General features: G+C 37.7%; 8 protein-coding genes and 1 riboswitch. All 8 genes read right to left on the reverse strand.

Annotated features, from left to right (window positions below; translation table 11 throughout):
• Nucleotides 1-347: 347 nt before the first annotated feature.
• Nucleotides 348-908: a TMEM165/GDT1 family protein gene (locus PSH48_RS16885; protein WP_055016676.1), complete on the reverse strand. Its 561-nt coding sequence runs from the start codon at nt 906-908 to the stop codon at nt 348-350.
• Nucleotides 909-993: 85 nt separating this feature from the next.
• A riboswitch (yybP-ykoY riboswitch) is annotated at nt 994-1,096 on the reverse strand.
• Nucleotides 1,097-1,879: 783 nt separating this feature from the next.
• Nucleotides 1,880-3,487, reverse strand: coding sequence for a UvrD-helicase domain-containing protein (locus PSH48_RS16890; RefSeq protein ID WP_273611917.1), 1,608 nt, complete (start codon nt 3,485-3,487; stop codon nt 1,880-1,882).
• 2 nt (nt 3,488-3,489) lie between these two features.
• Nucleotides 3,490-5,202 (reverse strand): ATP-dependent nuclease, encoded by a 1,713-nt coding sequence (locus PSH48_RS16895; RefSeq protein ID WP_273611918.1) that lies wholly within the window; start codon nt 5,200-5,202, stop codon nt 3,490-3,492.
• 348 nt (nt 5,203-5,550) lie between these two features.
• The gene (locus PSH48_RS16900; protein ID WP_273611919.1) at nt 5,551-6,993 is read right to left on the reverse strand and encodes a DUF4041 domain-containing protein; all 1,443 of its coding nucleotides are present in this window, start codon (nt 6,991-6,993) and stop codon (nt 5,551-5,553) included.
• Nucleotides 6,994-6,996: 3 nt separating this feature from the next.
• Complete coding sequence (locus PSH48_RS16905; RefSeq protein ID WP_273611920.1) at nt 6,997-7,311, reverse strand: hypothetical protein; 315 nt, start codon at nt 7,309-7,311, stop codon at nt 6,997-6,999.
• 279 nt (nt 7,312-7,590) lie between these two features.
• Nucleotides 7,591-8,175, reverse strand: a complete 585-nt coding sequence (locus PSH48_RS16910) for a tyrosine-type recombinase/integrase (RefSeq protein ID WP_273611921.1) — start codon at nt 8,173-8,175, stop codon at nt 7,591-7,593.
• 195 nt (nt 8,176-8,370) lie between these two features.
• On the reverse strand, nt 8,371-10,680 hold the full coding sequence (locus tag PSH48_RS16915) for an AAA family ATPase (protein WP_273611922.1): 2,310 nt from the start codon (nt 10,678-10,680) through the stop codon (nt 8,371-8,373).
• 1,020 nt (nt 10,681-11,700) lie between these two features.
• Complete coding sequence (locus tag PSH48_RS16920) at nt 11,701-12,117, reverse strand: MerC family mercury resistance protein (RefSeq protein WP_273611923.1); 417 nt, start codon at nt 12,115-12,117, stop codon at nt 11,701-11,703.
• Nucleotides 12,118-12,145: the final 28 nt, after the last annotated feature.

A 12,145-nucleotide genomic window follows, 5' to 3' on the forward strand; every position in this document is an offset into this window, starting at 1 on the left:
CCTATGATAGCTTCATGTAATTCAAGATAAATCAAAGATAGTAGTCTGTAAATAACACATTAAAGAGGTACAGCTTAAATAAGTGCAAACACTACAATCGGGTTTTAATGTGTTGGATTCCATGCTACCAGGTGGCGATTTTAGCTGTTGCTTAGGCTCAAAATAACAAGTTTTGAACATTGGCTATTTTATTAAACGCTACTATGATCGTAAAATTACGAAAATTTAATAGTAGATTTAAGGACTAATATAGTATTAAAGTTGTTTACAATTGACACTATTAAAACGCTTACAGTCACTTGTATAGTGTTATGTAAGCGTTTGCGCTTGATTTCAACGTTACTTTATCAATATATCGTCATTAAGCCATGAATACCCAATATCACAAAAACACTGGCCGCAATAGCTCTTACTGTTTTTAGTGGAATTCTTTGTAACAAAGCTTTACCAACGTATATAATAGGGACATTAGCAATTAACATACCTACCGTTGTCCCTATGGTAACCCATAGTACTGATTGATATTGCGCACCAAGCAATACGGTTGCGATTTGTGTTTTGTCACCAATTTCAGCAATAAAAAATAAGATTAAAGCTACTACAAACGCGCCATAGCAGTCATATTTGTGGCTCACTTCTTCATCCTTATCTGGAATAAGTAGCCAAAGACCCACTACAATAAAGCTTGAATTCACTATCCAAGGTAAGTATTCCACGACAAAGTTCCCACTTAGCCAATCACCAAACCAAGCAGATAAACCATGATTAATAATTGTTGCAGCGAGAATACCTAAAATAAGCGCTATTTTATTATGAAAGCGGGCTGCTAAGAGTAAAGATAAAAGTTGGGTTTTATCGCCTATTTCAGCAAGAGCGACAGTAACGGTAGAGGTTAAGAAAATATCCATAAATTTTAGTCTTTTGGCGGGAAATATTAAACCGAGGCAAACAACTATCTCCCGCCATGAGGATAGTGTCTACCTAGGTCTTGCCGATAATGCTTGCTACAACATTACAAACTTACCATGCACATGAGGCGCAATTATGTTGATAAGTTTACTCACTAATGAGCAGGCTACTCCCCTAAGAGGGTGGCTATTTTCCCACAAAGTAAAATACCAGTAAATATTTAATTATAAGTTTTACCGATGAGCATCTATAAAGTTGGACAAGTTAACGCTGCCACTACACAAGCATATTAAGTCAAAGCCGTTAATCTTCATCAGGGCATCTCATTTTCGACCATATGTTTAAAGCAAAAAGTATACGTTTTAATAACTAGGCTAATTACCGCTTCAAATCACTTACTGTAATAGATGTTTGTAAGCGATTTCTCGTTGTTTAAGAAATTTACCAAATAAAAAACATAATTATTTTTAGAGTGTAATTTAGTTAATAAATTTCAATTTAAGTGCCATATTTCATTATGAATCAATAAGTTCTCAACGCGCCGTGTATTCTCGACTTAAGTGGCACTGATCTAACGAGTACAGTGTAGTGGTCAACTAATTTTGGCCTCAAATATCAGGCTCTGTATACGAGCTTCCCGTTGATGAAGAAAATGGCTATACCTTCTACACTGGCGCTGTATTAGATGAATTGTTAGTAAAAGGGTATCGCGATGGTACTAAGCTAAAGCGCATTGCACTTAAAGATATTATGGAAGATAAATAAGGCGATTAGCGCCTTCTAATCTGTCTATTTTACTTTTAAAGGTCATGAGCTCTACATTACGGTAGATACCTAGGGGCTTTGGTAGGCAAAGATGAGAATCTGTATTATGTAAATGTTGCTAGTTCTACATTAAAAGCTAATAAATGAATACAGTAAAAGCTAATGTGGTCAAATTTACCCATCTACTACAACCTCCACTACGCGCTTATCGTGTTAGGTCTGTATAGAGCCCTTTAATATTTGGTAAATCCATAAAAACAGAAGGAGCCCCATCTTTTAGTTCTAGATTTGAGTTTAGCCTGCTAGCCGTTGTTATCAGAAAACAATGGTTAATCGCGCGCGTGACTCCTACAAAAAGCAAATTTAGCTCTTGCTCATAATCGTCAATTTCCCATGTTGTAAAATCATATTTGGGAAAAATATATTGGTACAAGTCCATGATAAAAACAGCTTTAAACTCTAATCCTTTAGATTTGTGTACGGTCATTACATTTATCGACTCAGTAGTCGTATACATGTTTATGAATTTCTTGTTCTCAATCACTTGAGACAAAATCTCGAACTCTGTTTGCGTGAGTTCTGACTCTAGCAATAGTGGGCATAGATTCTTGATGTATATAACTAACGCTGATTGTTCGATATCCCGACATATTTTAATGACGTCAATTAGCTGAGACTTATGTTTCTGTGATTTCTTCTCACAATACTTTTCAACAATGTCAGTAGCACTCCAAGCTAGATCATAACGAAACTTTAATATGTCGTGACACATCTGAAGATGGGAGCTATTGGAATTGTGCAGTGGATTTTCTCTATAGACGACATGTGGCAATGGTAAGTGTTCGTCAAATAGCTCAAGACTGATGTTATTTCTTACTAATATTGCAATATCAGAGTATTTCAGTTCTGTATATTTCTCTCTTAACTTGTATACAATCTGCTCAACCTGCTTGAACGCATCTAGCTGTGTGCCTGTAAAACGAGCATGGTAAATCCTTTTATGGTCGCACTTGGTAAGTTGACTATTTGGCTCCAATAACCTGTTAGCGTAGTTAGTTATTGAAGGATGACACCTATGGTTTATATATATAGTATGCTTAGCGAAGTCGCTGCGTTCAGATAACTGCAAGAGATACTCAGGCTTCCCATCCCGCCACTTATAAATAGATTGATTTATATCACCTACTACTATGCCTTTTAATCCATAATTTAAAATCGATAGGAATAGTCGATGCTGTTCTGAAGACGTATCCTGATATTCGTCGATGTATATTGCTTTATACCGAGCTGCAATATAGCGTTGACAACTGTTTGACTTACTTAAGACAAATTGTGCCAACTGACTAGTAAAGTTTAATAGTATTATTCCTTTCATGAATAGAAATTGTGACACTTCGATAAAATTGCTGGACATTTGACTAACATTATTTGCACCGAAGTTACTTTGCAGCTCATCCAATACACTTTGTGGCAAATCTTGAAACTTAATACACTCTAGCTCTTGATGGGGCATACTAAAAGCATGCCTACCAAACGGGTATATTATTTCGGACAAGCAAAACTGATCTATTGTCCCTATAAAACTAGAGTTTATACTGAAACAACCTTTAGTAATTTTCTGGGTGATTTCTTTACTAGCCTTTTTAGTAAATGTTATTCCGATGATACCTTGATAATGCGGGAGGCTGACTAGGTCCTGTTTAATTTTTTCTACTATGACAGTGGTTTTTCCGCTACCGGGACATGCAACAATCACCATGTTACCAGCTTGTGCTATTGCATCTTTTTGCTCAGCTGTATATTCAAAGCTCATCCTTATAACCCTTTTGCTCGTTCAATCGCTTGGAGTAAAGGCTTTGCTAATTCACCATTCTCAATTTTGGCTAAAGATGACCGATACCGACTAATAAACTGACGCATATTGATAGCCTTACTAGACTTTAAGTAGTTGATAGCTTTGAGCTTATCGTTGCTTCCAGAAAACTCTTCCATTTCCAACGCGAGTTCGTCATAAAGGTCTGTTTCTAGGTCGACTCTAGCTACGAACAAACCTCTAGGGTTTAACAGCTTGCTGTAATCTTTCCACACATCTGAACTTGCTATTGATTCTGGAGTTTCATCAAGTCCAACTCTTGCTATTGGAGGTATAGGAATAGTCATATTGGCAATCTCTATACAGCGATTAAAGCCAGCTAGTGTTCGTTCATCTCTATGCGGAACTTTGGAAACATCATTATCAGTACGCACGACATAGGGGATACCCATAGCGGATAAAATCTGGGTATAAACCTTAAATTGAACGCCATCAACGGAAATTATGGATACATTGAAGTAGTCGAGACATTTATCGAACTCTTTTGACATTTCTTGATACAGTAACTTTTCTGAAGGCCCTTCAACTAATAGCACGCAAGAAGAAAAAAAGGCTTCAGCAGGCAAAATACTCATTCGATACCCAAGATCATCCCATGCATCATTTATACACTGTGAACACCCCTCTGATGCAGCGACGCTAGTATCTTTATCTATATACAAACGAATAATAGAGCTTGGTTTAAATTGCTCTACTACTTGTGGCGAATGGGTGGTGATTAGCACTTGACCGCATAAAGATTCATTAAGGTATGAGGCTAGCCTTCTTTGTTGATGAGGGTGCAAATGGGCCTCAGGTTCTTCGACACAATAAAATGTAACGTGATGTTGAGGATCATGTTCGCGTTCACTTTTCGCTTTCCATAGCGCCAACAAGATTTGATTGTCTCGACCATCACCACCTAACAATAATGGTGCTCCATTTTTTTCGGCACCAAGTTGAAGGTTATCAATAAATTGTTGAACTTGTATCGCACCAGTATCTAAAGTTACTCGATAGCCAGAGTTTAGATGAGAAAGAGACTTAAGCTCTTCATTCACCAAGCTAGTTGATTGTCTAACGTAATTAAGGTTTTTTATTTGGCTATTTATAGTAGTCAAACTTTTTGAAATTAAAGAGGTATGAGTATCATCATTTTTAACTTCTTGCTCTGGTCGTTCTTCTTTTGCGATCTTAAGGAGATGTTTCTTTTCTGATTCGATAAACCTTTTCAAATCTCTCCTTGATTGAACATACTTTAAATTTATAGCCTTAAGATAAAACCGAGAATTCGCTTCCTGTAGATCATCCATGCTACTACCTGTAAGTATTTGATAGTCGCCTGACAGTTTTGCTCTAAAAGAGAATACTGAAGTGTCATCTTCAGACACATGTCCTCTCAAAATCGAACGAGCTGAATCTTCGCAAACGTTCTTGAAAAATAGGTTTACTTCAAAGTCAGAAACTTGCTGACCGTTTGAGTCAATGTAAAAGTCTGTCGTTTGCGGTTCAATATCGCGCTCGGATAGAGACCGATCTAAAAGTAGTCGAAGTGCAAAAATAAGGTTTGTTTTACCAACGTCATTTGCACCCAGAATAAGTGTATTTGCGTTAAAGTTTATTGTGCTTCGAGAAAAATTTCTAAACCCAATCAGCTCTACTTTTTCGATTTCCATCAATATTCTCAATCAGTTGCTCTGCAATTATTATGATATTAACCCCTTTTTTTGTTGAGGGATATCTAGAATCGAAATAACTAAGGGGGGCATTGAAATGCGCCAAAAAGATTCAAACAACATTTTGAGTATACAAGTTAGTTGATAGCTCAAACGCATATGCGTTGGTCGAATTTACCCAGTGATACACCACGTAGATTTACAATGCACCCCATTAGACCAATGGATAACTTTTAGTAGGGCAAAGCCCATGAACAGGATGTGAATGAGTAAAATGTCTACCAAATAATGGGGTAAAGGTGAGCCAGCGTTGATCTAGCTGACTCGAAGACGGACAAAACTGTTAAATCATGCGGCATCACTAAGACGGAGGCTTTCGTAATAGTCTTCCGCCAGAGCGGTCATTTTGAACTGAGCATCTACTCCAGCGATCTTTTCAACGGCATCTTTAATTTCCTCTAGATCGACACTGAAGAACTCCTTACGAATGTTAACTGCATTAACACGTTGAGAATGGAATTCACGGTGCAAAGCTGTTTCGAGTGCAGGTGCATCATCAGTATAAATCATGGCATGTACGTCAAATGGGAATGGTACACTGGCATCACCAAGCTCTTTAACTCTGTCCATAGGCTCTAGCCTACGCGTTAAACCTATCTTGTAAACATCTTCTCCAAAGGAACCAATGTTACTTATCACGTACACATGGCCCTTACGAGTTTGTTCCGCCATACTCTTGGCACGTTCTTCTTTGGCTTCAGCTTCGGCCAATTGCAGCTCTAGAATGGCTATTCTTTGTTCCATTTCACTACGTTCTTGTTCATTAGCTTGAGCAAGCTCTTGCTGAGCTTTATCAAGAAGGTTTCGATACATTTTTTCTTCTTTCTCAGCTTCAGCTATAGCTTTTTCAAACTCCTTTATTGCTCTCTGCTCTTCACGAATTTGCTCTTTGATGAGCTTCTGCTCGGCAATTTCTTCCTGCTTCTTCAGGGTATATTGATACTGAAGCTTACATTCTTCGAATTTTAGTTCGATGTAGTCAATATCAAAGCCACACTCCATTGTCGCAGCTGACTTTTCTAGATTGTTTGCTAGTTTCTCGATTCGTTCCAGCGTACGACCAAATGAGCTTGGTGAAACCTTGCCAATAAGCATGTCACATTCAATATTGAACGCAGTTAGCATTAGCTTAACTTGACCATTGAGGATTTTTTTATTCAAAGACTTATCATTAGAAATAACGGTCGTTTCAGGGAAGGTGACAGCGGTTTTCGCTTTAATCATGTCTTTTTGCTGCTGCCGTATGTCTTTGATCTCTTCAGAATAGCGAGTTGATGTTTCGTAGAGATATTGTGGCATTTCAAAATGACCATGAGCAGTATATTCATCGAGTCGTGAATACAAGTCTATCCCACCCATAAGCTCGTTCAGATCCTGTTCGCTCTTTTCAATATTGGCATTAAGTTCATTTAGAGAGTTTTGGGCCGCGTCAAGAGACTGTTGCTGTTCTAGAATACTAACTTTAAGAGAGTCATCTTGTCCTTTCAAAGCTTGTAGGTCGGCAGTTTCAGTGTTAATTTTGGAAAGCGCCTGCTTTGCTATCTCATTAGTTTGCTGAAGAGATTCATTTGCTTTCTTTAATGTCTCGTGCTCTTCTTTGGCTTTCTTTAACGCTTCATCTATTGACTTGTACTGTCCAACTTTTTTATCCGCAAAGCGTTTCGTCACTATATAGGTCAGCAAAACTGCTAACAAAGATATGCCTGCTAATATCAGTAAATTATTATCCATTGTTTACCTTAAAACCTCTTGTATGAATTGCTTTCTAAGTGCGGCTCGTTCTTCGCAGCGGTTTTGGTACTCTTCATTTGCATTTGATAGCGCATTTTTAAATGCTTGCTTTGCTGCGGATTGTTGCTGTCTTACTTGCCGCTTTAGTTCTCGCTGAGCTTCACGCACACCTTTTTCATGCTCTCTAAGTGCTTGAGCTTCAGCACGTTGCCGAGCTTTCTCTCTACGCTGAGTTTCGCGGGCGGCTTGTTTGTTGGCCCTATCTATAGCTTTAACAACCTTTATAGCCGTCCTTAAACCACTTCCTCGTCTGGCCAATGCATTTCTCCTCTAAGCAAATTAGAATTATGCTTCCGATGCTAGCACAACAAAATTGGAAGGGTTACATTGAAATCAAACAGATTACATAAAGTCTATAGCTATGAGAGCGCTAAGGTTTCAAATATCTATGTTTCTTATAGGCAGATTAGCTCCTTGCTTTGAGTTAGAAAAAATATTCCAAATGATGGCATGGGGAGTAATGGCTCATGCAGTCGCTGACTAATCTTGGGGCAAAGGCAGCATAAGAACACTGCCTGCGCTAAATCAACAATCGGTTTATCTCGATATTTTAATGGCGTCTTCAATCTCTATTCCCAAATATCTGATGGTGTAATCAATTTTTGTATGACCAAGTAGTAACTGAACGGCACGTATATTTTTGGTTCGAGCATAAACCAAAGTCGCTTTGGTTCTTCGCATTGAGTGAGTTCCATAAAGGTCAGAATCAAGTCCTAATTGCTCAGCCCAGCTCCTGATGATAGACCTGTAATATGAATAGCTTATTGGTTGATTAGAGCGACGTATACTCCGAAACAAATAATCACTGGGTTGCAATTTAACTTCTTGAATCCAATGGATAATACTTTGTTGTGTTCTCGGAGTTATCTCAAATTGAACTTTGATCCCAGTTTTCTTCTGCGTTAATTGAACCCTTTCAAATACTTGATCGAGAGTAGTGACGTCTCGAACTTTTAAAGAGAGTAAGTCACATGATCTTAGCTTGCTATCTATAGCCAAATTAAGTAAAGCTAATTGCATCAAGTTGTTTTGAATTTCAATTCGAGTGCGAATACGCCAAATCTCTTCAAGCTTGAAAGGACGTTTCACACCAGTAGCATTGTGGTTTAGTTCTGGTTTCATAGTGACCTCCTATTTAAAAGTCACTATGAGTGATAGTGGATGGATTACTGATTAGGATTTGGACAAAAACGCGTTAGAGGCTATGGTCAGCTTTGTGCTAAAAAGGGGATCTTCATCTCACCACTCACCGGAATTTTTGGAGCGAAGCGAGTTAAATTTCCTAGTGCAGTGGCTTCTTATAAGCTTTTACACTAATTATGCAACAACCTCGAGCATTTCGTTGTAATGAATCTCATCAACTTCCTGAAGCCACGTAAAAATATCACCAATGACATTTTGGCTTTCACCTAAAAGGTTTTCTGAAGAATCTTCATTGATTTCAATAACAGCACTATGTGAGTATTTGTTTATGAATCGATAAATCTTTTCTTTGGTAGATTCATCAGTGATTTCGCAACCGTTCAAGCCACAATTCATCAGCTGCGCAATATCACTTCGGTGCTTTGGAAACTTGAAGCTAAAAAATGATTCAAGCAGTTTCCTTGAGAGATTCGCGGTTAAAAAGACTTCGTCTCGAGACAATGCAGAACTATCTTTGTATGCATGCAGCTTTGAAAATATATAATGGTATTCTGAATTGTAATTAACCAGACTAGAGTTTGCGTCTTTAAATGTCGATTGGCGTGGAGTGACTGTTGACGCTTCAATTGTATAAAAGAACGCATTTGGATCTTTGGGCGGATTCTTTCGTTTTCTATTGCGGTTTACACCTTCAAACCAATCTCGGATCAATTTGAAGTAAGTAAAGTTGTGCGTAAATACAAATAACTGCTTTGCTTTGTTACAATTGCTACGAAGAAATGAATACGCATGAAATAAGTGGTTCGAGTCAAAGCTTGAAACGGGATCATCCACAACAACGATAGTATTTTCCATCTTGTTATCGTTTTCTTTTAACTTGGTTATAAAGTAAACAAAGGCAATAGCAGTTTTTTCCCCTTCGCTTAAGTTTCCTTCTACCGGAATAGATTCATTCCGCAATATTTCATAGCCTTTTTTAAAAGGGCTAAAACGAAGGGTTAATTCACTGCGACCAAGAAACTTGTGAAGTGATTCATTAAACTGGTCAGCCCCCAAGCCCTCGTTTGATAAAGAATCTTCAAGGCTTCTAATTTCACTGTTTCGGCTAGTTATTGTGGCTTTTAATGTATTATTTGCGGCTGTACGGTGAACAACTTCTTTTTTCTTACTGTGGTAACCGAAAGACTTAACCTCACTGGTTGTATAGTGAAGTTCAAGTTGTTTCTTGGATTTGTCTGTTTCCTCCTTGAAGTTGTTCGATTTGTGGTTGTGCTTATCAACAGTTGTACCAATCGCTGCCATAGCATTGTTAAAGGCCTTTATCGAAGATTCACTAATAACGTCGACCGTAAGACCAGTCTCAAGGGGGTTTCCTGTCTTCTCTTTCAGGATTTTATGCCAAGCTGAGATTTCTTCATTAAGGTCTTTGGTAGCCTTTTCCAAGGCTGCACATAATTCGCTGTACTCCTTTTTCAATTCTTCGTAAAAGTCAGCTGTCGCAGGTAAAGTAGGGACTTGAATGTATTGAGCTGTAAGCCAACCATCAGCATTCACAAGCCTGCTTTGAAAAGCTTTGTAATCGTCATTGAAATGGGCTTCGAGTTGTTTGATGCGCTCTTCAGTTATGGTATTACCACAAAATTCACACTGGTTTGATTTATGGCGCTTATGAAGATCAAGACCAGTTTCAACCCAAGACTTTATATCACCATGCTCAACAAGTCGTTGAATGGTTTTACTGACTACGCTGGTATTTAGAAGATCATCAAGACGGCCTTTTGCTTTGCCGAAAGTTTCCTGATTAATTGCCTTTCGTGTGAATGAAATAGGGTTCTTCTGATCTGGTTTAGCAGCATTGGTTAGTTCGATAATTTTATCTTCATTAAGAAGCGGCTCGTCTGTTTTCGTTGCTTGAAGGTTTGAGGCGATAAACGCTTCAAATTTTGTTTTGTTATAATTAAGATAATGGCTATCAGACGTATCAATAGATTGGAGGCTCATTTTCAAGCGACGAGCACTATCAGTTCCAAATTTTGAAATGGCACCTTCCAGTTTTTTTATTTCTGTTGCTTCTTTGCTATACGCTTCGGAATCGGCCTTTTGCGTCTTCTTCAGCTCTTCCAGCTTTTCTCGTTCTTCAATTTTGGCTTTGTCTACCAGCAAAATACTTTTGACAACGCTATTCCATGAAATATTTTCGTCAATGAAGTCTTGATTGAAGGTGTATACGTTTAGATCAGAAGTCCCCACGTTCGCTTGTGTGATAAGCGTACCGTTGTCTACTCTTACTTCGAATTCTGAAGAAGGAAATTTACTGGAAGTGGCTTTATTTTCTATACAGCGAAACAACCCCGAAAGCGTAGATTTACCACTTCCGTTCCAACCATAAAACAGATTGTACTTCCCAAAATCTTTAGCATTGGTGTTAGTGTGATCCTGATAGATACCAAAGTGTTTTAGTTTTTGTATGTTTTTTATTGACATAACATCCTTGCTTTAAAGCTACGCTGTGTTCAATTTGCGTCTAAAAATTTTAAAGTGCGCGATGCGCACATCTTTTCCCTGATATCACTTCATGTATTAAATAAATTTATTTTTAACAAATAACGTAATGCATTGCCAACTATAATTTTTATTGGTGCTAATGAGATCCAGAAAAAAGAAGATACGTTAAAGGAACATTCGCTTTTTAGAATTGGCTCTATAGTACTAAATTACTTGGACCGTCTCTTAATTGCTCAAAGCCATAATTAAATAATTTACCCTAACTTGTTTTGGGGCAGAAACGATCTACGGCTGATAGTCGGCTTATGGCACTTTAGAGAAGTTCGACTAGAGCGAAGAGCAGAGAGTCGATCAAAATCATTTTTGGACAGAAACGCGCTAAATTATTTGCTCTAATTCGATAAAATAAAAAACAAGCCAATGATGAACACAAATAATTAAACTTCTATCCCTTACCAACAAATTTCTTTACTATTTTTAAATTTTTAAGTCTATGTTTTAGTATAAAAATGGTTATTATATAGGTGAATAAATAACCTAAACCATTACAGAGGATATACATATGTTCATTAAACCAGGACCGAAAAGAGAAAATGATGATGGAACGCCGGATAAAAGACAACGTACTAACACACCAGATAAACATAAGCCGTTAAAACGACATGATCACCAACGAGGTGATTAATTTAGACCTAAATTATTTAAAGTTATTATAATTTTGTTACTTTTGTTGGGAAAATAAACTTCCACTTTTCTTGTTTTTTTTATTTTTCCCTTTATTTTTCCACTTTACTATCCAACTCATTACAGGGCAGAAATGAGTTGGACTGCCGAGCTTTCATTAGATACCTACTTATAATCTTAAAGTACAAAACGGAAGTAAACTTCCGGTTTCTAACCCAATATTGCTATATTTCGGAAGCAAACTTCCGTTTATAGGGATTCAAAGGTAGTTATCGGAAATATACTTCTGTTTTTTGAAAGCGTTAACCTAGATAGCTATATGAGCCATTTTTTGGGTCTTATTTGAGCGAAAAGCAGACATTGACCGTTAATCGTTTCAACGACGGCAATTAGCCATACGTTGCATGTTTGCTCCCTTACTGGTTTTACGATATCCAAAACCGACATAACGACCATTAAGCAAATACCAAAGTAAAATAGGTATGTGCTCCAATCATATAGCCAAAGAGGATAAAGCGTTAATAGCACTGCTACAGGCCCTAGAATGCTGAAGACAGCTCTGGTATGGTTTTTATTTTTGTGCCAGTTGTATAAGTTTACCAATAGTTCCAAAGATGCAAAAATAGGTAAAAGCGTATTTACAGCTATTCCTTTGAAGTGAGAGAAGAAGCCTAGTCCTAATGCCGATGCAAGTGACCTTAATGCAGGGAGGCAGGCCGTGCCGCTAGCCAAACGCCACTAGAGCCTACTCTGTCTAATA

The organism is Pseudoalteromonas sp. Angola-4 (genome assembly GCF_028599265.1).
Lineage (GTDB): Bacteria > Pseudomonadota > Gammaproteobacteria > Enterobacterales > Alteromonadaceae > Pseudoalteromonas > Pseudoalteromonas atlantica.